At 61.4% G+C, this 23,672-nt stretch carries 20 protein-coding genes and 2 pseudogenes; 8 read left to right on the top strand and 14 right to left on the bottom strand.

All coding sequences use genetic code 11. The features are described 5' to 3' along the window. Positions 1–18 precede the first annotated feature (18 nt). Positions 19–474: a peroxiredoxin gene (locus tag DDQ68_RS05325; RefSeq protein ID WP_109655382.1), complete on the top strand. Its 456-nt coding sequence runs from the start codon at positions 19–21 to the stop codon at positions 472–474. 205 nt (positions 475–679) lie between these two features. On the opposite strand, the pseudogene DDQ68_RS05320 reads toward DDQ68_RS05325, so the two are convergent. Together DDQ68_RS05320 and DDQ68_RS05315 are read right to left on the bottom strand one after the other, a co-directional pair. After that, positions 680–1,240, bottom strand: a pseudogene (locus DDQ68_RS05320) (IS630 family transposase); the annotation flags it as partial. Between the two features lie 50 nt (positions 1,241–1,290). After that, a complete protein-coding gene (locus tag DDQ68_RS05315) occupies positions 1,291–1,692 on the bottom strand; it encodes a helix-turn-helix domain-containing protein (RefSeq protein ID WP_109655380.1) in 402 nt (133 codons plus the stop codon). A gap of 521 nt (positions 1,693–2,213) precedes the next feature. Here DDQ68_RS05315 and DDQ68_RS05310 point away from each other — a divergent pair. Then, on the top strand, positions 2,214–3,722 hold the full coding sequence (locus tag DDQ68_RS05310) for a trypsin-like peptidase domain-containing protein (RefSeq protein WP_109655379.1): 1,509 nt from the start codon (positions 2,214–2,216) through the stop codon (positions 3,720–3,722). 246 nt (positions 3,723–3,968) lie between these two features. Here DDQ68_RS05310 and DDQ68_RS24630 read toward each other — a convergent pair. From DDQ68_RS24630 to DDQ68_RS05260, 10 genes and pseudogenes are all read right to left on the bottom strand, one after another. Further along, a pseudogene (locus DDQ68_RS24630) lies at positions 3,969–4,025 on the bottom strand (hypothetical protein); the annotation flags it as partial. A 303-nt stretch (positions 4,026–4,328) separates the two neighbouring features. Continuing rightward, positions 4,329–5,705: an NADH-quinone oxidoreductase subunit N gene (locus DDQ68_RS05300; RefSeq protein ID WP_211320234.1), complete on the bottom strand. Its 1,377-nt coding sequence runs from the start codon at positions 5,703–5,705 to the stop codon at positions 4,329–4,331. Continuing rightward, positions 5,698–7,170, bottom strand: a complete 1,473-nt coding sequence (locus DDQ68_RS05295) for a complex I subunit 4 family protein (RefSeq protein ID WP_109655376.1) — start codon at positions 7,168–7,170, stop codon at positions 5,698–5,700. Before DDQ68_RS05295 ends, DDQ68_RS05300 begins: the two co-directional genes overlap by 8 nt. 9 nt (positions 7,171–7,179) lie before the next feature. Further along, positions 7,180–9,063, bottom strand: coding sequence for an NADH-quinone oxidoreductase subunit 5 family protein (locus tag DDQ68_RS05290; protein WP_109655375.1), 1,884 nt, complete (start codon positions 9,061–9,063; stop codon positions 7,180–7,182). After that, positions 9,060–9,374 (bottom strand): NADH-quinone oxidoreductase subunit NuoK, encoded by a 315-nt coding sequence (gene nuoK, locus DDQ68_RS05285; RefSeq protein WP_245897321.1) that lies wholly within the window; start codon positions 9,372–9,374, stop codon positions 9,060–9,062. The genes DDQ68_RS05290 and nuoK overlap by 4 nt, the downstream gene beginning before the upstream one ends. Before the next feature lie 2 nt (positions 9,375–9,376). Next, positions 9,377–9,892, bottom strand: coding sequence for an NADH-quinone oxidoreductase subunit J family protein (locus DDQ68_RS05280; RefSeq protein ID WP_109655373.1), 516 nt, complete (start codon positions 9,890–9,892; stop codon positions 9,377–9,379). Further along, on the bottom strand, positions 9,889–10,800 hold the full coding sequence (locus DDQ68_RS05275) for a complex I subunit 1 family protein (RefSeq protein ID WP_109655372.1): 912 nt from the start codon (positions 10,798–10,800) through the stop codon (positions 9,889–9,891). Before DDQ68_RS05275 ends, DDQ68_RS05280 begins: the two co-directional genes overlap by 4 nt. Beyond that, positions 10,790–12,877 carry an NADH-quinone oxidoreductase subunit D-related protein gene (locus DDQ68_RS05270; RefSeq protein WP_109655371.1) on the bottom strand — a complete coding sequence of 696 codons (2,088 nt, stop codon included), beginning with the start codon at positions 12,875–12,877 and terminating at the stop codon, positions 10,790–10,792. The genes DDQ68_RS05275 and DDQ68_RS05270 overlap by 11 nt, the downstream gene beginning before the upstream one ends. Before the next feature lies 1 nt (position 12,878). After that, a complete protein-coding gene (locus DDQ68_RS05265) occupies positions 12,879–13,241 on the bottom strand; it encodes an NADH-quinone oxidoreductase subunit A (RefSeq protein ID WP_109655370.1) in 363 nt (120 codons plus the stop codon). Positions 13,242–13,443: 202 nt separating this feature from the next. Further along, on the bottom strand, positions 13,444–15,822 hold the full coding sequence (locus DDQ68_RS05260) for a multicopper oxidase domain-containing protein (protein ID WP_109658320.1): 2,379 nt from the start codon (positions 15,820–15,822) through the stop codon (positions 13,444–13,446). Positions 15,823–16,209: 387 nt separating this feature from the next. Between DDQ68_RS05260 and DDQ68_RS05255 the strand changes: the two genes are divergently transcribed. From DDQ68_RS05255 to DDQ68_RS05235, 5 genes are all read left to right on the top strand, one after another. Continuing rightward, complete coding sequence (locus DDQ68_RS05255) at positions 16,210–16,419, top strand: heavy-metal-associated domain-containing protein (protein WP_109655369.1); 210 nt, start codon at positions 16,210–16,212, stop codon at positions 16,417–16,419. Positions 16,420–16,620: 201 nt separating this feature from the next. Then, positions 16,621–17,958, top strand: coding sequence for a hypothetical protein (locus tag DDQ68_RS05250; RefSeq protein ID WP_109655368.1), 1,338 nt, complete (start codon positions 16,621–16,623; stop codon positions 17,956–17,958). Positions 17,959–18,000: 42 nt separating this feature from the next. Then, positions 18,001–18,789 (top strand): transporter, encoded by a 789-nt coding sequence (locus DDQ68_RS05245; protein WP_109655367.1) that lies wholly within the window; start codon positions 18,001–18,003, stop codon positions 18,787–18,789. Between the two features lie 60 nt (positions 18,790–18,849). Continuing rightward, positions 18,850–19,371 carry a hypothetical protein gene (locus DDQ68_RS05240; protein WP_109655366.1) on the top strand — a complete coding sequence of 174 codons (522 nt, stop codon included), beginning with the start codon at positions 18,850–18,852 and terminating at the stop codon, positions 19,369–19,371. Between the two features lie 52 nt (positions 19,372–19,423). Beyond that, positions 19,424–19,765, top strand: a complete 342-nt coding sequence (locus DDQ68_RS05235; protein ID WP_109655365.1) for a hypothetical protein — start codon at positions 19,424–19,426, stop codon at positions 19,763–19,765. Between the two features lie 336 nt (positions 19,766–20,101). On the opposite strand, the gene DDQ68_RS23385 is transcribed toward DDQ68_RS05235, so the two are convergent. Beyond that, positions 20,102–20,713 carry an IS630 family transposase gene (locus tag DDQ68_RS23385; protein ID WP_245897320.1) on the bottom strand — a complete coding sequence of 204 codons (612 nt, stop codon included), beginning with the start codon at positions 20,711–20,713 and terminating at the stop codon, positions 20,102–20,104. A 35-nt stretch (positions 20,714–20,748) separates the two neighbouring features. Then, complete coding sequence (locus DDQ68_RS23380; RefSeq protein WP_211320155.1) at positions 20,749–21,192, bottom strand: helix-turn-helix domain-containing protein; 444 nt, start codon at positions 21,190–21,192, stop codon at positions 20,749–20,751. A 539-nt stretch (positions 21,193–21,731) separates the two neighbouring features. Here DDQ68_RS23380 and DDQ68_RS05225 point away from each other — a divergent pair. Beyond that, a complete protein-coding gene (locus tag DDQ68_RS05225) occupies positions 21,732–23,126 on the top strand; it encodes a Zn-dependent hydrolase (protein WP_245897318.1) in 1,395 nt (464 codons plus the stop codon). Positions 23,127–23,672: the final 546 nt, after the last annotated feature.

Genomic DNA, 23,672 nt, shown 5'->3' with positions numbered 1-23,672 from the left:
CATAATACCCTCAAAACCATGTTGCAAGTAGGCCAGACCGCTCCCGATTTCACGCTCAACACCACCGACGGCACCCCGTTTCACTTGGCCGACCGCCGCGGGCGGCACTTGGTACTCTATTTCTACCCGAAGGACGACACGCCGGGCTGTACGGCCGAGGCCTGCTCGTTCCGCGACCAGTACGAGGTCTTCCAGGACCTGGGGGCCGACGTGGTGGGCATCAGCTCCGACAGCGAGGCCTCGCACCAGAAGTTTACCCAAAAGCACCGCTTGCCGTTTCCGCTGCTAGCCGACGCCGGCGGAGCCGTGCGCAAGCTCTACGAAGTGCCCCGGGCCCTGCTGGGCCTGCTGCCCGGCCGCGTCACGTTTGTGATTGACAAAGAAGGCATTATCCAGTACATCTTCAATTCCATGAGCGGAGCCACCGACCACGTGCGCCGCACCAAAGACGTGCTGGCCAAACTGCCAGCCTAGCGCAGTTTTCAGGTCCGTGTCCGGCCTGATCCGCCGGCTAATCAGCCGGCCGGCTGAAAAAGCCGGCGGGCCGGCCGCAACCAGGCTGTACCCTGACCCGGAAACTGCTCTAGGAGCTGTTTAACCCTATTTTTTGCCCCCTAAAATGATATAGCGACCCAAGGAGGCACTGCTAAGTAGGCTGCCATAAATAATCGACATAAAATCATGTGAATTGCAGAGTATATTTTGTACCTATATTATTCAATATTTCATCCAGCGCTTCATGGAGCACTTGCCAACTCGCGAAATGAGGCGGTTTGAGCCATTCGTACTTGATTTTTCGCCACAGCGTTTCGATGGCATTCAAGTGTGGACTGCAGGCGGGCAAAAACCAGATGTAGCGGGCTTGCGCTTGCCATTCTTCGCTTTTAGCCGTCACAACCGCCGCGTGATGAAACCGCGCATTGTCGAGTACCACAACCGTTTTCTGCGTTATTTTCGGGGCGAAATCGCCACCCTGACAGGCTACCAGTAGTTCCTCCGTCATGGGGCCGAAAGCTTCATGCCCTTCAAACGCATTGTTGCGCGAAAAAAGGCCAAAAACGTTTCGCCGTTGGCTTTTCTGCGGCACCGTCGCCGGGTACTGCCCGCAGGGCTGCCAGCCGTAGGGCACGCAGGGCGTGAGGCAAAAACCACTCTCGTCCCCAAAATAGACCTGTAAACAGTGCTGGTCTTCCCATTGCAAGCGCTCCTCCAGTTCAGCGGCAAGACGGGCATATTCGACCTCGTCTTGCTTGGGGTTGAGCCAGTTCCGTAAGCGGTGCCAGGTGTAGTTTAGTTTTTTTTAACATATTGTTTGCGCGCTGATTTACTCATCGTAAAACCAAATTTCGTGCTCAATAGCGCGGCAACCTCCCGCAGACTTTGCGGGTTTTCTTTTAGTTGTTCTCTGATGTCAGCGACTTGCTCAAGCGTCAGGTCTTGTAGCGGGGCTTTTAACCCGCGATCCGCTTTGATTTTTAACCCTAGAAAACCGTCCCGCTTGTAGCGGTGGAGCCAGTCGTAAACGGTGCGGGTTCGCGTGGTGTAAATCAACGCCAATTCTTTTGCCTCAAAACCGCTGGCACTGAGCAAAATGCACTGGCAGCGGTTGCGGAAATAGGCCTTGTTGCCGTTTTTATGGCCTGCTTCCAGCGTTTGCTTTTCTTCGTCGGGAAGAGTCGATATGTGTAGCATCGAGCAAAGGTAACGCGACAAGCAAAAAATGATGATTATTTACCAGCGACTACTTATTCCATTTAAAGCACGAAAAAATCACCTGCTTACTGCTTTTAAAAAAGCCACTAATCAGTATTTAGCAGTTATTCGGGTAGCCGTAGAGAATAGCATCGCCTAGCTAAAAGCTTTTTTCATATGGAGGATAGAAAATCGGATGAGAAAGAAGGAAAAACTGGCAGATGCCTTCTCCTTGTGTGCTGATTTAGCTTGTTTTAAGCAATGTTACACAAACATCTACTTTAAGTAATAACAACTTTATTGATGCCCTTACGCCACGTTTGCACCTGATCACCAACAACTGGGCTAAGCAGGCCTCAACTCGGAGGTTTTGCCCCATTTATTTAACGATACCCTACTTAGATATCTCTGGAGTGCTAAGTTGCGTTTAGATGATTTTCTCCGCCCTACAGCAAGAAAACCACCGCCTGCTCGGGCATGCGAGGCAGCGGTTTCCTGGCCCTTCACCTAGCAGCATTCCCATGAGAAAATCGACCATCCTTTTGCTTTCCAGTGGCTTTTGCCTCCTTCAGCTGGGCGGTGTTAGTTGCAACAGCAAGAAAAGCCCGGACGGGGCAAATACTACTGGACGCACTGGAACAGCATTTTCAGCAAACGACACGTCAGCCGACGACACCCCGAGCAGCACGGCTCCGTCCAGTATTGGCAACTTTGTAAAGGCCGCCAAAGCGGCAACGCCGGCGGTCGTGCACATTAAAACCACCTACGGTGCTCCCGCGGATGGTGATGATTCGTTTGGTCCGCCGTATGGCTCCCCCTCCGGAGGCCGCATAGCCATGGGTTCTGGCTCCGGAGTACTTATCAGCAGCGACGGCTACATCGCCACGAACAACCACGTGGTGGAAAATGCCTCTAAAATTGAAGTGGTCTTGCCCGACAATCGGCAGTTTTCCGCAGAACTAATTGGCCGTGACCCAAATACCGACCTGGCGCTAATCAAAATCAAGGCCGACCATCTGCCCAGTATCCAACTCGGCAACTCCGATAGTGTGCAGGTGGGGGAATGGGCGGTGGCGGTGGGGTATCCCTTTTCGCTGAATACCACCGTCACGGCCGGCATTATCAGTGCCAAAGCGCGCAGCATTGGGATTATCAACCGGCCCAGCCGCAACGGCAACGCGGAGCCTACGGGCAATCTGGGGGTGGAGTCCTTCATCCAGACCGATGCGGCCATTAACCCCGGCAACAGCGGGGGCGCCCTGGTTGATACGAATGGCAAGCTGATTGGGATTAACTCGGCCATTGCCTCACAGACTGGCAGCTACGCCGGCTATTCATTTGCTATTCCCGTGAATCTGGCCAAGAAGATTCTGGGGGATTTACGGGAATATGGCTCGGTAAAACGCGGGCTGCTGGGCGTGTCCTTTCCATCCCCCAACGCCGAGGCGCAATACTTACAACAACAAGGGCTTCAGCCGGGCATTGTCAAAGGCGTTCGCATCACCGGGGTACTCAGCAACAGCGCCGCGGCCGCGGCCGGCCTACAGGAAGGTGATATTATCCAAAGCATTGACGGCATGCCGTTGAATTCGTCCGCGGAGTTCTCCGAAAGAATTGCCCGGCACCGCCCCAATGATGTGGTCAAGCTGGCCTACTTACGTGACAACCAGGTCCGCTCCACCTCGGCTACGCTGAAAGGAGAGGAAGCCACGGCGACGGCCAAAAGCAATGCCGACCTGGATAAAATTTATAATAAGCTCGGAGCTAGCTTCTCCCCCTTACCCAGTTCGCTGAAACAACAGTTGAACCTACAGGCCGGGGTACTGGTAACGGAGGTCCGGCCGGGTGGTTTCTTCGACCATATTGGCATTCCCAGCGGAACCATCATTGCCTTCATCAATGGCAAATCCATTCACAACCCCCAGGATATTGATCGTGCCTTGCTCTCGGCCCAAAGCGGCATGATTCAAATGCTGGCCATTGCCCCGGATGGGTCACGGGTGGTGTTTGACTTTTCGCTCGGAGCGTAAGCTGACGAATGACCTTTTTCCAGTAAACTGGACTACTGTAAAATAGAGAAAACCGGGTATTTATAGCACCTTTAAAAATCCAGACAACACCTTGAAGAAGAATAGGTTGAGTAGTCTGGGATGGTCCGGTTAGGTGGGATAGTTCAGGATTGTTGGAGAAAGAAGTTGTTGATGAGCAAGCCAGGGGAGCTGATGAGCGAGGCTGGCGTGCAGGCGCTCGTGATGGTAGTAGTCAAAATAAGTGGCGGCGCTGGCTTGGGCACCGGCCAGGTCGGTAAAGGTGGGCCACGCGCGGTGTTCCAACGCTTCGGTTTTAAAGCAGGACCAGCGGCTTCTGGCCCGGGCGTTGTCGTTGCACTAGCCGCGACGGCGTTGCACGCGCAGCGCTTGGGGCTGGTGCAACAGGATGCGGTAAGCATTACCCGCGGCGGGCCTAACTCCGTCGGGGGCATACGACGTGGGCCGCCAACGCTTGCGGGGCTGGAGGAGCGTCCGCGGCTTACACCTACTTACCGCTGGCCATTAGTGAGTGGGCCCATCTGTGTGTCTCCCGGGACGTGGCTAGGTGTAGCTAGTTTCTGAGGAGAAGGAAATAGGCAATATGGCTCAAAAGAAGAACTGCGCCGCCAGCGTTAGCCCCAGCGTAGCCAGCAGGCAGGCCCCGACGACCGTGCGGATTTCCCAGGCGGGCGCGGGCGGCGCGGCCGGGCCGCCGGGCGCGGCAAAGTACATGGCCACGATAACCCGGCTGTACACGGCCAGCGCAAGGGCACTGTTGAGCACGGCGACCACGGCCAGCCAGGTATAGCCGGCCGCCATGGCCGACTCAAACAGCAGCAGCTTGCCCGTGAAGCCGGCCAGGGGCGGAATGCCAACCAGCGAGAACAGGAAAACCGTCATGGCCAAGCCCGTGAAGATGCGCGTGGTGCCGAGGCGCTTGAAGTCGGCGAGCGTGCGGCCGGTGTGCAGGACGATGGCAAACGCGCCCGTGTTCATGGCGGCGTAGGCGGCGGCAAACACCACCAGGGCCGGCAACGCCATCGCCCCGCGCACTCCCACCAGGGGCAGCAGAAAATACCCGGCCTGCGTCACCGTGGAGTAGGCCAGCAGGCGCACCACGTTGGTTTGCCGCAGGGCCAGCACGTTGCCAAAGGTCATCGACGCGACGGCCAGCAGGGCCAGCACCAGCGGCCAGTCGACTGCGGTGCTGGGCAGCGACCGGCACACCTGCGCCAGCCCGAAAAAGGCGCCTATCTTGGGCACTACCGACAGGTAGGCGGCCACCGATACCGGGGCACCCTCCAGCGTGTCGGGCGTCCAGAAGTGGAAGGGAAATAGTGACGCCGCGTACCCCAGGCCGGTGAGCAGGGCCACGAAGCCGAACGCCAGCAGCGGCGCGGGCAGGTTGGGCTGGCCCAGCGCACTGAGCAGGGTGCTGCCCGTGATGCCCACCCAGTAGCTCAGCCCAAAAATCAGGATGGCCGTCGTGACGGTGCCGTAGATAAAGTACTTCAGCGCGCCCTCGGTGCCGGCCTCGGTTTTGGCGTAGGCCGCCAGGGCAAAGCCGCTGAGGCTGGTCATGAGCAGCCCCAGCACGAGCAGCATCATGTCGCCGCTGCCGGCCAGCACCAGCGCCCCCAGCGTGCCGAAGCAGAGCAGGCTGTAAACGGTGCCCTCCCGCGGGGTGCCGCGCAGCTCCTGCCGGGCCAGCAGGCAGCACAGCACCGCCGTCGGACACAGAATCAGCACGCTCCAGTGATTGAGCAGGTCGACCCGGAACGTGCCCGAAAACGCCGTGGCGTGGACCGCCAGCCGGCCGGCGCTGACCACCGTGGCCGCGCCCAGGCCCACGGCCACGGTAGTCAGGCCCGCCCGGCGCCAGCGCAGCATCTCGGCGACCAGGGCCAGCATGGCCGTCAGCAGCACGATAAGCTGCGGCAGCACCAGCCGCAGGTCCTGCGCCATGCTCCCGCCGCTACTCATGGCCCAAAACCTGTTGCGTGGCGTGAATGACCCGCAGCAACGCTTCGGGGTAGAGGCCCAGCCCCACAATCAGGATTATCAGCGGAACAATGGCCCACAGCTCGCGGCCGGACAAGTCGGCCGGGGGTAGGGCCATGGTGGGGGCCTCGCCCAGAAACACCCGCTGGATAGCGCGCAGGTAAAGGGCCGTGGTAATCAGCAGCCCCAGCAGCAGCAGCGCCGTCATGACTGGCGCTACCTCGTAGCCCCCCAGGAAAATCTGGAACTCGGCGGGGAAGTGGGCCAGCGCCGGCAGGCCCAGCGAGGCAAAGGCCGCCAGCATAAACAGGCCGCTCAGCAGCGGGTAGGCCTGCGCCAGCCCGCCGAGCTGGTCCATTTCGCGGGTTTTGGTCCGGTCCTGCAGGGCCCCGACCAGCAGGAACAGGCAGCTGGTGACGATGCCGTGGCTGACCATCTGCAGCACGGCCCCGTCGAGGCCGAAGGCGCTGCCCGTGGTGGTGAGCGCCGCCGCCCCGACCCCGAACACCATGTAGCCCATGTGGTTGACGCTGGTGTAGGCCACCAGCCGCTTGATATCGGTTTGGCCCAGCGCGGCCAGCGCCCCGTAAAGGGCCGAAAATAGGGCCAGTCCCATCACGTAGGGGGCAAACTGCCGGAACGCGTCGGGGGTCATCTGCAGGCTGAAGCGGATGAAGCCGTAGCCGCCCAGCTTCAGCATCACCCCGGCCAGAATGACGCTGCCCGCCGTCGGGGCTTCGGTGTGGGCCGCCGGCAGCCAGGTATGAAAGGGAAACAGGGGCGTTTTGATGGCGAAGGCCAGAAAAAGGCCCCAGAAGGTGAGCGCCGCCGCGGTGCCGGTCAGGGGCGGGTGGGCCAGCAGGACGCGCATATCGAAGGTGTGCGGGGCGGCATTTAGATAAAGGGCCAAAAAAGCCAGCAGCAGGAATAGGCTGCCCACCAAAGTGTAGATGAAGAAGGTGAGCGCAGCTTTTTTACTGCCCTCGTGGCCCCAGCCGGCAATGATGAAGTACATGCCCACCAGCGTCAACTCGAAAAAGACGTAGAACAGCAGCAGGTCCAGCGCCAGGAATGACCCCAGACAAGCCGTTTCCAGCAGCAGCAGCAGGGCCACGAAGCTGCCGGGCTGGTCGGTGACTTTCGCCGAGTAAATCATGGCCACCAGGAATAGCAATGCCGTGAGCAGCACCAGCGGCAAGCTGATGCCGTCCACGCCCACCCGGTAGGCGGCCCCCAGCGACGGAATCCAGCGTAGCTCCTCCACCTGCGCGAAGCCGCCGGGCACGCCGCGCATCCAGATGAGGGCGGTGGCGACCACCGTGAGGGCCGTCGTGCCGATACCCAGCGCAAAAGCCAGTACCCGGCCCTGGGTGCGGAGCACCAGCAGCACCAGCGCCCCCAGCAGGGGCAGGAAAATACTGACGGAGAGTAACGGAATATGCGGCATAAGTGCAAGTTAGAGAAGCGTAAAAAACAAGACGGCCCCCAGGACCAGCAGTCCCGCTACCGTCCACAGCAGCTCCTGGTGAATCAGCCCGGACTGGGTTCGCCGGCTAAGCTGCCCGGCTTTTTTCACCGCGGTGCCTACCTCGTCAACGGCCCCCGAGATGCCGGTTTCCGCCAACTGGCGAATGCCGTCCGCCAGTGCCAGGGTGCGGCGGCCCGCCGCCTGGGCGGCACCGCTCAGGCCGGCATCGGCGGCGGTACCGGCGCTGGCCAGGCCCAGCGCGGCCTGGCCTACCCCCAGCACGAGCTGGTGCAGGCGCAGGTCGAAGTCCCGGCACCCGGCCGCCAGGGCCAGCACCGGCTGCCCCACCACGGCCTCGAAGCCGCCGGCCAGGGGGTAGTTCTGCCGCGCGAACCGAAGCACGGGCTGCCGGAAATCAGCGGCGCGGAACAGGAAGAAGCCGACTCCCAGGCCCCCCACCGCCGCCGCCAGCCCGCTGAATTGGGCCGTCGCATTTTCCGGCAGCGTCAGCCCCACGAAGCGGAGCGCCGGGGCCAGCAGCCCCCCGCCCACTACCACGCCGCCCACCAGCAGCGCCAGCCCCGCCCGCATAGACCAGATGCCGGTGACGGCGGCGGTCGGCGGGCGCTCGGGGCCGGTCCAGAGCAGCCGGATGGACCGGCCCATGTAGAGGGCTGTGAGCGCCGCCCCCAGCACCGCCACGCCGAAGTACGGCCCCGGATGGCCGGACTGGTAGCCGGCCGTCAGCACCGCGTCCTTCGACCAATAGCCGACCAGCGGCGGTACCCCAGCCAGCGCCAGGCCGGCCAGCGCCCAGCCGCCGAACGCCCAGGGTGCCCACCGGCCGCTGCCGCTGATGCGGACGAAGGCCGTGTCGTCGTTTTGGTGCTGAAAGATGCCCGCGCTCAGAAACAGGCTGCTTTTCATGAAGGCGTGCGCCAGCAGGTGCGCCACGGCCGCCGCCGGCGAGCCAGCGGCCAGGGCCAGCAGCATAAACCCCAGCTGGCTCGACGTGGAGGCGGCCAGCAGCTGCTTGATGTCGTTGCTGACCAGGGCCGTCAGGCCGGTCAGCACAATGGTCAGCCCCCCCACGGCCCCCACGAACGGCAGGCTGGCCGGGGGCAGCAGCGGGTAGGCCCGGAGCAGGAGTACTACCCCGGCAGCCACCATCGTGGCCGAATGCAGCAGCGCCGACACGGGCGTTGGGCCCGCCATGGCCCCCGACAGCCAGCTCTGGAACGGCACCTGCGCCGACTTGCCCATCACGGCCAGCAGCAGCGCCAGCGCCCCCACCAGCGAGAGCAGCCGGCCCGGCTGCGGCTCCATGAGGTTGGTGCCGGTTTGCAGAATAATGAGCACCACGCCCAGGTAGAGGCCCAGGTCGGTGCCGCGGGTGAGCAGAAAGGCCTTGAAGGCGCCCTGTCGGGCTTTTTCTTCCCAGTGCCAGGTCGCAATCAGCAGGTAGGACGCCAGTCCCATCAGCTCCCAGCCGGTGATGAACAGGAGCCAGTCGGCGGCCAGTACCAGTAGCTGCATTGCGGCAATGAAGAGCATCATGCTGCTCCAGAACCACACCTGGCCCCGCTCGCGGGCCATGTAGCCGCAGGCGTAGGTTAGAATCAGCAGCGCCACGACGGCCACCACCAGGGCCAGCACCGCCGTAAAAGGCGTGGCTTCCAGTCGAAACGGCATTCCCGGCAGACCCGGCAGCGTGAGCCCGGCCGCCGTGTGCTGCCGCACCTGGTAGAGCAAGCCACCCGCCCCGGCCAGCGAAGCCAGCCCGCCGCCCAGCCCCAGCGCCGCCGGAAACCGGCGCACCACTACCATCAGCAGGCCCGCCAGCAGGGGCGCGAGGAGAATCAGCGCTATCATACGCCTTCCTCCTTTAAGTCAGCGGCCTCTTCTACCTCTACCGAGCCGCGGCTGCGGAAGCGCTGGGTCGCCAGGGCAAAGCCCACCGCCGCTTCCAGCGCCATCACGGTCATCACCACCAGCACGAACATTTGCAGGGTGTAGGTGTGGGGGTGGAGCAGGCGCCAGAACGCCACCAGGTTGAGCATGGCCGCGGCCAGCATCAGCTCCACGCCCATCATAATCATGACCAGATTCGTCTGGCTGATAACACCATACAGACCCAAGGCAAATAATACGGCGGCGATACTCAGGCAAATCGGGAGGGCCATAATCAGTCGGGTTGCGGGGGATAAACGAGGGCGGTCGCCGCGGCGGCAATCATGGCCACCAGAATGGTGGTGCCGGCGGTTTCAAAAATCATCATGGAGCGGGTCATCAGCTCGATGCCCAAATCGTGGTTCTGCTGGGTGGCGGTGGGCACCTGCGCGAGCGGCGCGGGCCAGTTGGTGCTTAGCAGCAGGGCCAGCAGCAGGGCCGCCACCGCCGCGCTAAGGGCCGTGGCGGGCTTCTGCTGGTGCGTCATGTTCATGTTGCCCAGCCCGCCGGGGTCCATCATAAACATCATCATGAAGAAGGCCATGATGCTCATCTCGGCCGCCATCATCATGATTTGCAGCACGCCCAGAAACTCGGCCTGCAACACCAGAAACATGGCTCCCAGCGCCACCATGCAGGCCAGCAGCGACATGGCCGAGCGCACCATCGAGTGGGTGCGGAACACCCGCCAGCCAAACCAGACGGCAGCCAGCCCAAACCCGGCCAGAAAAAATAGTTGCAGCGCGTTCATAGCAGTAGTAGAATTCCAACCCACAGAATATTCAAAAGCGCGGCCGGCGTGGCGTACTTCCAGCTCCACTCCAGCAGCAGGTCGTACCGAACCCGGGAAACGTAGTGGCCGACCCCGAAAAAGGAGGCCGCGACCAGCAGCGTTTTCAGAAGCGTCCAGACCACGCCCGGCAGCCCGGGGCCCTGCCAGCCGCCCAGGTAAAAGACGGTGATGGTAACGGCCAAGCTCATCACCAGGCTCAGGCGCCCGAGCCGGAGCACCAGCCGCCGGGCCCCCGTGAAGTCGGCCCAGGCCCCGCCGGCCAGCTCGCCGGCCGCCACGGGCAAGTCGAAGGGGGGTAGGAAGGCCAGCGCCAGCGCCGCCAGGTAGAACAGGCCGAAGCCAACCGGCTGGTAGACGATGTTCCATAAGCCGCGCTGGGAAAGCACAATCTGCACCGGCACCATCGACTCGGCCCGCATCACGGTGGCCGTCAGGGCCATCACCATCGGCATGGAGTAGGCCAGTAGCTGGCCCAGGAAGCGCCAGCCCCCTATCATGGCGTACGCGCCGTTGCTCGACCAGCCGCCCAGCACCAGCGCCACCATCGCGTAGGCAAACGCGGCGTTGACGAACAGGGCCCCGGTGGCCAGGCTCAGCAGCGGCGTGCTGGCCGACCAGGGCAGCACCGCGGCCGCCAGCGTGCCAGCGGCCAGCAGCAGCACGGGCGCAGTTTCGTAGAATACGGCATCCCGCTGGCGGGGCTTGATTTCCTCGCGCGCCAGCAGCTTCAGCGCCAGTCGCACCGGCCGGGCCCAGGCCAGTCGCCCGGCCACCGACCAGTATTCGAGCACGGCCAGCGCGTACACGCCGCCCGCGAAGAGCAGCCCGACCAGCAACGTAGTTGGAAGGGTGTTGTTATTTTCCATCGGCGGCCGGGTCGTGGGTCAGCTCCCAGGGCGAGATGTCCAGGGAGGCAATGGTCTTTAACGCGTCGCCCAGCTCCAGTTCCCGCACCCCGGCCCGGACCAGGGCCGCGTGCGGCACGGAGGGCCGGTGCAGCACCGCGCTGACCACTTTGCCCTCCTGCACCTGAATGGTCAGGGTGGCCGTGCCGCGGGGCGTTTCCACGGTGGCGCTACCTTGCCCGGTACCGGCCAGGTCGGTTAGTAGCGGGGCGGCGGCCGAGCCGGCCTGGTCGGCTTGAACCGCGCGGAGCAGCTGCTGGCTCTGCGTCAGCTCGTCGAGGCGGACGAGCAGCCGGCCCCAGGCATTGTTCTCGTTGATTACCAGCGACGCAAAGCCCAGCGGCTGGTAGGCGGGGTCGGTCAGGCGGGCATCGTGGGCCAAGCCGGCGGCCCGGGCTACCGGCCCCCGACAGTGGTGCAGGAGCAGTTCGGGCAGCGTCCCGACCGGCGTCAGGCTCTGCCGCAGCAGCGGCAGCTGCTTAACCCGCCGCACAAAGTCGGGTAGCTCATCCGGCGCGGCCGTTCCCCGCACGATGCGTCCGTGCAGCCGCTCCGCAGACTGTTGTAGCCAGTGGTTGCCAATCGTCAGGCCGAAGCCCACCAGCCAGTTGAGGTGACTGGCGAGGCGGGTCTGTTCCAGTTGGCTGACCTGCCAGCGTTGCGCCGCTGCCGGAGCCGGCTGCCCCAGGGCCTGGCGCAGGGCGCAGTGCGCCAGTACGAGGTAAGCCGCCGGGGCCAGCCGGTCGTGGCCCGCCAGCCACTCGGCGAACTGCGCCGCCGGCATGGGTAACAACGGGTAGTCAGGAGCAGCCAAGCCGGGCACCAGCTGGGCCTTCGTCACCGTGTCGCCGTCCAGGTGCAGGTGTAGCTGCAAGCCACCGGGCAGGCCGGGAAAGAAGGGGCCGAACGCAACTTCCGTCGCCTCCATCGGCAGCCCGTCGGCGCTGCGGGGCAGGTCCTTGGTCATGGCTACCATCGACATAAAGCCCATATCCATCCCGGCCATATCTCCACCGGGCATATCCATGCCGGCCATATCTCCACCGGGCATATCCATGCCGGCCATATCTCCACCGGGCATATCCATGCCGGCCATATCTCCACCGGGCATATCCATGCCGGCCATATCGCCACCGGGCATGTCCATGTCGCCCTGCTTCGTAGCCATCTTACCGCTCATGTCGGCCATGTCCATATCGGGCGCACCCATGTCGTGCGCACCCATATCCATCTTTGGCTGATGGTCAGCCATATTCATATCGCCCGCCATCGTCTCTTCTGCTTTTTTACTTTTTCCCTCACCGCTCACATCCATGCCGGCCATGTGGTGGTGCCCGGTCGGGTCAGACTGGTCGGCGGCCGGTGGGGCGGGCGTGGGGCTGGGCTGGTCGGAAGCATGGTGCGCGTGCTGCCCGGCTCCCGCTGCCGGGGGCTCCTGCGCGACCACCGGGGCCGGCATGGGGGGCTGGCCGTGCATGGTATGGTGCGCGTGCGCCCCGTGTTCGGGCGGGGCCGGTTCGGTTGGCTTCGATTCCGCGGCCGGCGAAGGGGGGCTGTGATGATGGGCGTGGGCGTCCGGCGGGGGCTTCTGCTCTTCGGCCTGCCGGATGAACGCCGGCTCGTAGGGCCGGGCGTCGGGGCGCCAGCCGTGCGCCGCTAACTGCTGGCGGACGGCCGGGCCGAGCTGCTGCAGCCCGGCCTGATTAAGTGGAATCACCACGTCGGGGGCGGGTAGCGGCGGGGCGACCTCCAGGCCAGCGAATACCAACAGGCGGGGCCGGGGCATCTGGGCGAAGAGTACGGCGGCTTGCTCGGCCAGTTGGGTGGGGAGCGGCCCCAGTACCAGCAGCACGTCGGCGGCGTTGGGGGTGGCGGCCGTTTCCAGGCTGGCCGCGCCCAGGTCCAGGCCCAGGGCACGCGCCACGTCCGGCCCTGGCACTACCAGCACCCGTAGCACCGACGCGCCAGCGCCCAGCAGCCACTTCTTCAGCGGACTCAACAGGCCCAGCCGGGCACCAGATAGAAGCTTATCTACCATGCTATTGCCGTTTCAGTCCGCCCTGGTTCCAGGTATACACCAAGCCGAGGAATAAAATCAGCAGGAAAACGCCCATGTCCAGCAGGGCCGTGATGCCCAACTCCTTGTACACGACCGCCCACGGATACATGAAGGCCATTTCCATATCGAAGCACAGAAAGAGCAGGGCAAAGCCGTAGTAGTGAACGTGGTACCGCACCCAGGCGGGCTCCACGGCCAGCCGGCCGCTTTCGGCGGGCACGTCCTTACCCGGCTCGGCTACCGACTGGCCCAGCGAGAATTTAACCAGGTAGAGCAGCCCGGCAAAGACTCCGGTGCAAGCCAGCATTCCCAGCAGCAACAGGTAGCGGGAGTCGTTTACCATGGGGACGGAGTGATTTCGTGGGGGATAATTATGGGACTACAATACCCTCAAACACAGGACTTACGCAGTTGAAATTTCCAAAGCGGCTCCAGAGCGCCTAAAGTCACTTTCGGCTTTTCCTACAAGCAAAATAGAATCAAGAATAACAGCTCTCAGACGCTGGAATTATGGTTGAAATTTCAACTGCGCAAGTCCTAAGGGATTAAAAAAGTAGGTTCAGACCGCCGCCGCCGCCAAAGCGGTTGTCGTAGCTGCCCATCAATGAGAAGTTGCGCGAGAGCAGGTATTCGGCCCCGGTACGCCACACGATTTCTTTGGCAAAGCGGCGGTTGTTGTCCAGCGTATTCACCCACCCAAAGTCGGCCTGGTATTCATAATAGCCGGACACGAGGAGCCGCGGCATCACCATAATGCTCCGGCCCAGGCTCAGGCGGGGCCGCAACTGATTATCGATGCGGGCATCGAGGCTGAACAGGTAGGGCGTCAGGAAGCGGACCCCGACCACGGCCTTGGCATCGGTTTTGGTGACCATCCGGCCCCCGGCCCCCGGCTCGGTGAGCGGGGCGGGCAGCCGCTGCCGGAAGTTCTCCACGTTCACGCCCCCAAACACGCGGAAGTAGTCGTAGAGGTAGCGCTCGTAGGTGACCTCCGATTCCATGTTGCGGTTCCAGCCGTTCTCTACGCTCAGGTTGAACTGATTGCGGATGTTGGACGACACCAGGTTCAGCGAGCTCATGTGCGAGGCCACGCCGAGGCGGCCCCAGGTGTAGTACCGGTTGGTTTCGTGCACCAACTTACTCACCGGGTAGTTTTTCAGACGCGGGTCGCGGGGCGTGTCGTAGCTCACGATGCGGCCCATCCCGCTCACCAGGTGGTAGAGGACGTGGCAGTGCAGAAACCAGTCGCCCGACTCGTTGCCCAGCACCTCGATAACGACCTGCTTCATGGGCGGCACGTCCACCGTGTGCTTCAGGGGCGAGTATTCGCCGTTGGCGTTGATGACCCGAAAAAAGTGCCCGTGCAGGTGCATGGGGTGGTGCATCATCGTCAGGTTGTTGTAGGTAATGCGGGTAATCTGGTTGACCCGGATGGGAATTTCATCCGCCTCCGACAGGGGTACGCCGTTCATGCTCCAGATGTAGCGCTGCATGTTGCCGGTGAGGTTGAGCAGGACATTACGCACGGGCAGGCTGTCGGCGTAGGCCGTTTTCTGCGTAGCCCGCAAGTAATCGTAGTTGTACTCGGCGAACATATCCATGCCGCCCATCTTCATTCCGGCCATTGGCTTATCGGCGCCCATTTTCATACCGCTCATCGGCTTATCGGGCCCGGCGTGGGCCGTGTCGGCGGGCATTTTCATGCCATCCATCTTCTTCATGCCATCCATCGCCGTGCCGGCCATTGGCTTATCGCCGCCCATCTGCATATCGCCCATTTTTCCATCTTTACCCGACTTACCCATCTGCATTCCCCAGTTGGCTTTTATCTGCTCAGGGTCGACGTGGTTAGGGCGAAACCTGAGCGCGGGCGCGCCCATGCGCATGTCCATTTTAGCCATCTGCTGCATGAGCGCGATTTTGTCGGGCCGGGGCAGCACCGGGGCGGCCACCACCGGGCCCGTGCCCAGGTAAGCCGAAGTGGTGCCCGAGCCGTCCTGCGCCATCGCCCGAAACTCGAGCTTGCCGGTGGGCGGAATCGTGACCAGGTAATCGTAGGTTTCGGCCACGGCAATGAAGGTTTTGTTGTGCGGCACCGGCACCACTTCCTGCCCGTCGGCCGCCACCAGCAGCGGGTCTTCGCCCCCGAACGTCAGCCAGAACTGCGTCGACGTCGCCCCGTTAATGATGCGCAGGCGTACCTTCTCACCCGGCTTGAAGTCCGGATACTGTTGCACCGGCTGGCCGTTTACCAGGAAGGCGTCGTAGTAGATGTCGGCCATGCCGAAGCTCTCCATGCGCTGCTTCCAGAAGTTGAGCTGCGCCCCGAAGGCCCCGCGGGCAATCACGCGGTTGAGCGGCGTGGCCGTCCCCTTGCGGATATTGTACCACTCGGTGCCCCGCTTGAGGAAGCGCAGGACGTTGGCCGGCTTCTGGTTCGTCCAGTCCGAGAGCAGGAGCACCAGCTCCTTGTCGTAGGTGAGGCGCTCCTGCCGGGGCGCAATGACGATGGAGCCGTACACGCCGCTCTGCTCCTGCAGCAGGGTGTGCGAGTGGTACCAGTAGGTGCCGGACTGCTTAATCGGAAACGCATATTTCTGCACCTGCCCCGGCCCGATGGGCGGCGTATTGAGGTAGGGCACGCCGTCGTAAAAATTGGGTGCCAGTATCCCGTGCCAGTGCACCGACGTCGGCACGTTCATTTCATTCTTGACGTAAATGATGGCGTAGTCGCCCTCTTTGAACCGAATAGTAGGCCCGGGAATCCCGCCGTTGACGGTCATGCCCGGCACGGTTTTACCGGCCTTCACTACCGGCTCCTGCCGCAGAGTCAGGCGATACACGGTCGTATCCGTCTGGGCCCGGGCCGGCCGGACCGTGAGCAGCAGCAGCAGTAGAAAAAAGAGTAAGGGGTTAATTCTCATGTCGGGGTTGTGGATGCGGCCGCTGCCCGCCGGGCAGTAGGTGGGCCAGCATTGCATTTACTTAGCGTTTACTTAAATACTCAGCACAAGGTTCTTTTTCGTCTTTTCAAAATCCTAAACACGCCCGCTCAATCAGGGGCATCCGAGCCCCATGGCAACTCTTGTACCTGGACAGTCGCCATTTGGCAGCGCGCAACAGGTTTTGCGCTATCGCCCATGCGGCCGGGAATACCAGCCGCCGCAACGGGCCGGGGGCGGTGCACGGCCAGTCGTAGGCTACCGGTGCGCGCTGTGCGCGCAATTCTGTACTCCTTTGGTAGCACCTGGCTGCCGCTTGGTACGTTCTATTTACCCGGACCGTCGTTGGTCCCGCTAACTCCATTCGTCATGAAAACGCTTCAATTCAAAACCAACATCAACTGCGGCGGCTGTATCAAGTCTGTTACGCCCGCCCTCAACCAGCAGGCCGGAGCCGGCAACTGGCAGGTAGATACCGCTAATCCCGATAAGCTTCTCACCGTCAGCTCCGATAGGCTCACGGCGGAGCAAGTCGTGCAGGCCGTTGAAAAAGCCGGTTTCAAGATTCAGGCGGCCTAAGCCCGTCGTTTCAGCAACAAAAAACGCCCGGTAATACCGGGCGTTTTTTGTTTTATAGCTGGCAACAGGTAAGCTGAAGGGTACCCGGAATTATGCAACAACCCGCGGAAACCGTGACTAACCTACCTCACGTCACGGCCGTAAGCCTGACTCGTTCCAACCAATCGCCTTCACAGGCCCAGGATTAATCCTTTCATCATCATGCTACTAAAACTTACTGCCGGGGCGGGACTGCTGCTGCTACTGGCCGCGTGCTCGGCCAGCCACACCACGACTGAACCCCGCAAGGAAGTCAGCTACCTGCGGGGCCCCTACAACGCCGCGTTCTTCCGCCGCCACGGCGAGTCGGAAGCCTACTCGGCGGGCTTCCATTTTCACCACGGCAAAGAGCACGATGTGACGCTGCTCACCCCGCCCAGCGACCGGGCACGGATGGATACGGAATTTGACCAGCAGGTTTTTGACTTTGTCAAGAACAAGCGGTCGGCGGTCGGCCCCACCATGGAGCTCTACGGCCCCTACGTAGCCCGCGTGGCCTGGAAGCTCTACCGGGTCATCGACTGGACGCACATGCACCATGAGCAGACCTACGACATTATGGCCAGCACGCGGGTGCCGTGGGACAAAAAGAAAGCATACACCGACCGGGCCGTAAAGTACTACCTGGCCAAAAACCCGGACGTGGCCCGCTCGGTGGCCCCGCTCGACATCACCATGCGGCGGGCGGCGGTGATGATGAAGCCCTACTTCACGTACTACCGCAATTACTACCCCAAGTCGAACAACGAAGCCTACGTGGCCCACTGGTGGCACCCGGCGGCCTACGAGTGCCAGATGATTGCCGGCAACGCCCCCGGCGGACAGGAGGCGGCCATCAAGGAGATGAACCGGGTGATGTTCGACCAGGTCTTCAAGGACCGGCCCCAGCGCATGGTGCTGAGCCGGGAGGTGATGCCGCGCTACTCGCGCATGTCGCCCGAATCGGCCAACATCTTCGACAACCTGCACATGCTCCACGGCATTGCCTACGACATTTTGAGCTACGATAAGTGGACCGAGGCGCAGAAGCGCGACGAGCTGTACCGCGTCATCAAGGCCATGGGCTACCAGCCGGGCGACGAGCAGTACGTGCGCAAGTTTCCCATTCCTCACCCCGACCTGGACCCGCGTGTGTACTACGACTGGATGAAAAGCCCGGAGGGAGAAATGTCGCGCATCATGATGGAGATGATGACGGAGATGATGCCCCTGATGATGCCCAACCTGGCCCCGGAGATGCACGAGAAGATGATGGCGCAGTTCCAGATGAAGATGCGGCCGGGCCTCGAACCCGGCGAGCTGGGTGGCTCGCTCCAGGAAGCCATGCTGCTGCTGATGCCGGACATGAAAATGATGCCCGGCGCGCTGGAACCCGGCCAAACGCCCGAAATGATGCGCGACGTGATGCTCAAGGGCTGGCAGGAAAAGCACGGCTCGATGCCCGATGCGCCGCCGCTCGACATGAGCCAGGAGCCCACGCTGGCCCCGCTGGCCCGCTAGTACCGGAGCCGTTTTTCATTTCATCTCCCGATTCATCTTCTTATGAATACGTCAATTACCCTGCGCGGCCTGCTGTTGGCAACGCTCTGCCTGTTGGGCCTGGCCCCGCGGGCCCACGCCCAGTCCGACCAGATTAACCTTGATGCCGGCCTGCCCACCCGTCTCGAAGACGCCTACCCCACGGCCTACGGCAACCGCGAGTTCCAGCTGCCCGTGCGCTACCAGCGCAGCCGACAGGGCGACAACCTGGTGCAGTACACGCCTACCCTTGAATTTGGCCCTTTCCGTAACACGCAGCTGGCCGTGGCCGTCCCCATCTACTCGGGCAACGGCGACCGCTCGGGCAGCGGCAACGTGCAGGTGTCGGGCCTCTACAACTTCAACACCGAGGGCAAGTACCTGCCCGCCGTGGCCCTGGCCGGGGCCCTCACGCTACCCACTGGTCTGCGCAGCGAAGGCACCGACTACAACGGCCGCTTTATCCTCACCAAAAGCCTGTTTCACAGCCTCAACCGCCTGCACCTCAACGTGGCGTACTTCCACAACAGTCAGCCCGGCGTGCAGGCCGAAAGCGGCCAGCTGAAGGAGGAGCGCCCCGACCGTTTCGCCCTACTGGTGGGCTACTCCACGCGCATCGCGCCGCAGTCGTCGCTGGTCGTGGATTTCGTGCGCGAGCAGCGCCGCTTCCGTGGCGAAATGGGCTCATCCCTCGAAGCCGGCATCCGCCGCCAGATGAATCCGCGGATGGTTCTTAGTCTCGGTGCAGCTGCTGGCCTGGGCACCGACGCCGACAGGTTTACGGCCACGCTGGGCTTCCAGCACGCGTTTTAACACTGCCTGGCCGGCCCGCGGGGCCGGCCAGTAAACCGTTTTTATCCTAACTGTCTTTGCATGAAGCTTACTCGTCAATCCCTGCTGCTGTGGTGGGGGCTCACCGTCACAGGGGCCTACCTGCTCACCGAATACTTCGGCCGCACCCTGGAGGAGGGCCACGCCGCCATCCTCTGGACTTGGACCGGGGCCATGCTCGTGCCGGTGGCTTTGTCGCTGCTATTGGGCCGCCGGGCCAACGCTCTGGTCTGGGTGTGGGCCGGGGCCACGGTGCTGGCCACGGCCGAAAACTTTGGGGTCCACGCCGCCGAATCCAAGGCGCTGATGCCCTTCAGCTTTCACACGCTGTGGTTCCTGTTCGGCGCAGTCGGCTTTGCCTACACAGCCGCTGTGGTGGAAGGCAGTTCCCGCAAGCGGCTGTACGCTGGGGCCGCCTTGCTCAACCTGGTCGGGGCGGGTCTGCTGCTGGTCAACCACGAGATGCTGGAGGGCTACCAGTACGTGGTGCTGGCCCTCATTCAGGGGGTGCCCATGCTGCTGGACGTGCCCCTGCGGCGGCAGCACGAGGCGCAGGCAGGATAGGAGGCCGGCCGGGCTGGCTTTTCCTGGTTGTTACCATTTCTTCTTTTCGCTCATGGCCATTCGGTTCATTTTCGCCCCCGACCTACTGGCCTCTCTGCGCTGGTACATTGACATCCTCAACCTGCCGCCGGACGCCATGCAAGCTGACCTACCGACGCTTCGGTTGTCCGGCACCGAGACGCTGGTATTTTCTGAAAAGGCCCGGCCCGGGGCGCACATTCTCCCGGTTGAATCTGCTGCTGCCGCCCGGCAGCGGTTCGAGTACCGCCCGCGGGTACCGGGCGAAAACCAGGGTCGGATAGTGGCGGCCGGCCCCGGTCACCTCTCCCTGATTGACCCGGCTAATAATGAGCTCACACTTCTTGAAATGCCCTGCGAAGACTCACCCGTCTGAACCTTTTATCCAAGTAATGGGAGACTTGCTGTTTGTAGTAAACAGACTGATTATCAGATAAAAATGGCTTCCGCCGCTGCCGGCCCAGCAAATCCGCACAGCGGCGGCGCACTTCCCCCAGCCCAAGCCGGAGGCACGAACCCGGGCGGCAGCGCGCCGCAGATGCGCGCGCGCCTCGACAAGCTAACCCCAGCGAATTAGAACGCGCTGCTCGAACCCCCGAACGCAAAGCGGCCAGCCACCAAGTACCGGACCGCCCTGGTAGAACCGGTATCCAGTAGCTGGCTGCTCCCAACGCCCCTTTAGTCGCCTTTGGCTACTACTGGTTGAAAAACATTAGCTAGTCGGGTATAATTTAGCTAGTTTGATGCGAGCGTCGGCCGTTTTGAACTGCCAGTTGCGGGGCTTAGGCCGCGCATTCTGGCGGTCTTGCCACTGTTCTACCACGTGGCGGACCTGCTCGCTGGAGGTGAACGGCTGGTCGAGGACCTGGCGACTAAGGACGGAGAATTCGATTTCGGCCATGTTCAGCCAGGAGCCGTGGGCCGGGGTGTAGGTGATGTCCATCCGTCGCAGATAGGCCTGGGCCACGGCAGGCGGAAAGTGGGCGTAGAAAAAGCTGCGCTTGTGCGTACGCAGGTTATCCATGACCCAGTGCACCTTCTTGGCCTCGCGGTAGGTCGAGTCCATCTGCCGGGCCACAAACTGCACCCAGGTGGCGGCTTTGTGGTCGGCCTCGACCGTCAGGCAGCGCCAGCCCCGTAAGGGCTCCGTGGCCACGAATAACTCCACCACGCCCCGGCGCACGTATTCCGAATCGCGGCAGCGCTGGCCGGTAGAGGTGATAAACGTTTCGTAATCCAGTAGTTGCTTGGGCGACTCGTCCAGGCAAACGACCGGATAGTCTGCGTCATAGGGTTGCTCGTAGAGGTCGAGTACCTGCTCCATCTGACAGACAAAAGAAGCGCTCTGCTCCGCCGGAATCACCCACTGCTGCGGGCCGTTGAACGGCTTGAGTTCGTTTTTTTTAGCAGCCGCGCCACCATCGTGGTCGAGATATGTTCGACCACTTGGAGTTCGACCAGCTGGTCGGCCAGCAACTGGAGCTGCCAGCGGGGCTGCTCGTCGGGCGGGGTCTGGCAGAGCAGGGCCAGTAAATGGGCTTCCACCCGCCCATCTATCTTCTTGTCCGAACGCGTTTTACGCGGCTTCGGCTCAAACAGGGCCATCCCTTCTTCGCAGAACTGGCGGCGCACCCGTTCGACGGTTCGGGTACAGACACCCAGCACGGCGGCTAGGTCGGCCGCCGGCCGGCGGCCAGTCTGTTCGTCGCTATTCAACAGAATCTGAATTCGTTGCAGTTTGGGCGAATGGCTTTTGTATTTCTTTTGCCAGCCTTCCAGGGTCTGGCGTTCTTCTGGGGTCAAATGCAGCCGATACCGTATCATATAGCAAGTGCTTTTGGAATAAACACCAACCGACTCAGTACTGTTTTTCAACCACTAGCGTAATGAGTCGAAAGCCATAGCAGGTTCAGCGAAAGGGTGGGACCGCAAACGAGTTGACTTTAAGGAATGGAGGGCATGACTTAAGTTAGCGCATTGCTTTGTGTCGTATCCGTATCCGCATCAAACTCGCTGCGACCAATCCCCAAGCATTTGGCCCGAGAACACCCCGGGGAAAGGGCTATGCTGCACCCTTGCTGCACCCCGGTGCCGGAAAAGAGGCGGCCTTGACCCATGGTGCTGGGTTGCGGTGGCAATAGGCCGTCGCATTTCACTTGGGCGTTTTGTGATTAACCGCCGCTTCACGCTTTTTCAACCGGCTGCGGTGCCGAGCCGGCCGTGGCAAAACAGTCCACCTGCCGCACTTCCTGTTCCGTGTCCGCAAGCCGTGGGGACAACCCATGCTAAAGGAAGACCATGCTAAAGTAAGACTTGCGTCAATCCGGCGTTAACCCAAAACAATGAAAAGAAGAACCTTCCTTAAAAATACGTCTTTAACGGCAATGGGCGTCAGTGCATTGGGTCTACTGGCTTCCTACAGTAAACCTGTTGGTTCAGGCAACACGCTTACCGTAAACCAACAGCGCCTCCTCACCCGCCTTGTTGAACTGTCCAAATTCGGCCGGAACGACCAGGGCCACGGCTACCGGGTTGCGTTTACCCAAGGCGACCTGGAAGGCCGGGCGTGGTTCATGGCGCTGATGAAAAAGGCGGGGCTTGACCCAGCGATTGACGCCGCGGGCAACATCATCGGCAAACGAAAAGGAAAAAACCCCTCGCTCAAACCCATTGCCTTCGGTTCGCACCTGGACATGGTTCCCGACGGGGGCAACTACGACGGCCCGTTGGGTTCCATCGGTGCCTTGGAAGTCATTGAGGTGCTGAACGAACACAAAACGCTCACCGAGCACCCGCTGGAAGTCATCATTTTTGCCAACGAAGAAGGCGGCACCATTGGCAGCATGGCCATGGCGGGCCGGTTGACCGCCGCGGGGTTGCACCAAAAAAGCCAAAGCGGGTTGACCATGGCGGAAGGAATCAAGGCGATCGGAGGCAATCCGGACAACATTTCGTCGTGCGTCCGAAAAAAAGGGGACCTGCGCGCTTGGTTGGAATTACACATCGAACAAGGGGGCATTTTGGCGCGGGAAAATGTGCAGGTCGGCGTGGTGGAAGGCATTGTGGGCATTGTGCACTGGGAAGTTACCGTGGAAGGTTTTGCCAACCACGCGGGCACCACCCCCATGAACCTGCGGCAAGACGCCTTGCTGGCGTCCGCCAGACTAATCATCGCGGTCAATGAGGTTATCGGCTCGGTACCAGGAAACCAGGTGGGCACCATTGGCAAAATGGACCTAACCCCCGGGGCGTACAATGTCATTCCCGGCAAAGTGGTCCTGGGGTTGGAGATTCGGGATTTATCCGCCGGTAAAATTGAAACGCTCTTTCGGGAGATAGAAAAACGGGCCGCAGCCATCGCCCTGGAAAGCAAAACCACCATCCGGTTTGCTCGGCAAGCAAACGAATCACAACCGGCCCTCACGAACAAGGCACTGCAGCAAGCCGTCCAGGCCTCCGCCAAAGCCTTGGGTCTTAGCACGAAATTAATGCAAAGTGGTGCGGGCCATGATTCCCAAGAAATTGCCTGGATTGCTCCGGTGGCTATGATTTTCGTTCCCAGTGTGGGGGGCATCAGCCATTCGTACAAAGAATTCACCAAACCGGAGGCCCTGGCCAACGGAGCGAATGTGCTTTTGCAAACGATCCTGGCCATTGACAAGGCGAAGGAATCATCAACACACGCTTGGTTGCTGTTAGGCATTGCCACCTACTGCTTGACCCAAAACGGGCGCTAAAACAGTCGAAGGCCCGGCTCACTACGACCCAAGGACGGAACCGTTTGGAGGGTGTTGTTAAACAAATAGGGTAAAACCTCCGACTCAGCCGCACAACCACCTAATTTTCATGGTTAGCGTGCTGGCTGATAGAACATTACCTAGTGAAAGGGCGTAATAATAGTCTTAACGTTCGTTTTCGCTACCTTCTTTCGATTGCGTTAAGGAGCGTGTAAGACTATCGGGTTTTCGATGCTCTTACGTCGCTTTTGCACCTTATCACGAGCAACCGCACCAGTTGGCCACGGACTTGGAGGTTTTCCCCTATTTGTTTAACAACACCCTAAACTGCTCAATGCCATCCTTTTTACGAGCCTGCGCCAGGTGCGCGAATAGTACCAATGTTGGCAGTACAATTACGACCACCTGCGGCCCCATGAGGACCTTAACTTCTTAACTCCCAGGGATCTTTGCCAAACTACCCGACTTTTATTTTTGACTGACTCATTTTGAAGGGGACTTCATATGTAGGACCAGCTAATTTTAAGAAAGACGATAAATCCTTAT

This window comes from Hymenobacter nivis, assembly GCF_003149515.1.
In the GTDB taxonomy this organism is placed as follows: domain Bacteria; phylum Bacteroidota; class Bacteroidia; order Cytophagales; family Hymenobacteraceae; genus Hymenobacter; species Hymenobacter nivis.
Note: the sequence above shows the minus strand (reverse complement) of the source record. Positions and strands in the feature narration are given on the sequence as shown.

Coding starts and splice junctions, on each gene's coding strand:
- DDQ68_RS05325 (WP_109655382.1), top strand. CDS start 19: ATGTTGCAAGTAGGCCAGACCGCTCCCGATTTCACGCTCAACACCACC.
- DDQ68_RS05315 (WP_109655380.1), bottom strand. CDS start 1,692: ATGCTACACATATCGACTCTTCCCGACGAAGAAAAGCAAACGCTGGAA.
- DDQ68_RS05310 (WP_109655379.1), top strand. CDS start 2,214: ATGAGAAAATCGACCATCCTTTTGCTTTCCAGTGGCTTTTGCCTCCTT.
- DDQ68_RS05300 (WP_211320234.1), bottom strand. CDS start 5,705: ATGAGTAGCGGCGGGAGCATGGCGCAGGACCTGCGGCTGGTGCTGCCG.
- DDQ68_RS05295 (WP_109655376.1), bottom strand. CDS start 7,170: ATGCCGCATATTCCGTTACTCTCCGTCAGTATTTTCCTGCCCCTGCTG.
- DDQ68_RS05290 (WP_109655375.1), bottom strand. CDS start 9,063: ATGATAGCGCTGATTCTCCTCGCGCCCCTGCTGGCGGGCCTGCTGATG.
- nuoK (WP_245897321.1), bottom strand. CDS start 9,374: ATGGCCCTCCCGATTTGCCTGAGTATCGCCGCCGTATTATTTGCCTTG.
- DDQ68_RS05280 (WP_109655373.1), bottom strand. CDS start 9,892: ATGAACGCGCTGCAACTATTTTTTCTGGCCGGGTTTGGGCTGGCTGCC.
- DDQ68_RS05275 (WP_109655372.1), bottom strand. CDS start 10,800: ATGGAAAATAACAACACCCTTCCAACTACGTTGCTGGTCGGGCTGCTC.
- DDQ68_RS05270 (WP_109655371.1), bottom strand. CDS start 12,877: ATGGTAGATAAGCTTCTATCTGGTGCCCGGCTGGGCCTGTTGAGTCCG.
- DDQ68_RS05265 (WP_109655370.1), bottom strand. CDS start 13,241: ATGGTAAACGACTCCCGCTACCTGTTGCTGCTGGGAATGCTGGCTTGC.
- DDQ68_RS05260 (WP_109658320.1), bottom strand. CDS start 15,822: ATGAGAATTAACCCCTTACTCTTTTTTCTACTGCTGCTGCTGCTCACG.
- DDQ68_RS05255 (WP_109655369.1), top strand. CDS start 16,210: ATGAAAACGCTTCAATTCAAAACCAACATCAACTGCGGCGGCTGTATC.
- DDQ68_RS05250 (WP_109655368.1), top strand. CDS start 16,621: ATGCTACTAAAACTTACTGCCGGGGCGGGACTGCTGCTGCTACTGGCC.
- DDQ68_RS05245 (WP_109655367.1), top strand. CDS start 18,001: ATGAATACGTCAATTACCCTGCGCGGCCTGCTGTTGGCAACGCTCTGC.
- DDQ68_RS05240 (WP_109655366.1), top strand. CDS start 18,850: ATGAAGCTTACTCGTCAATCCCTGCTGCTGTGGTGGGGGCTCACCGTC.
- DDQ68_RS05235 (WP_109655365.1), top strand. CDS start 19,424: ATGGCCATTCGGTTCATTTTCGCCCCCGACCTACTGGCCTCTCTGCGC.
- DDQ68_RS23385 (WP_245897320.1), bottom strand. CDS start 20,713: ATGGAGCAGGTACTCGACCTCTACGAGCAACCCTATGACGCAGACTAT.
- DDQ68_RS05225 (WP_245897318.1), top strand. CDS start 21,732: ATGAAAAGAAGAACCTTCCTTAAAAATACGTCTTTAACGGCAATGGGC.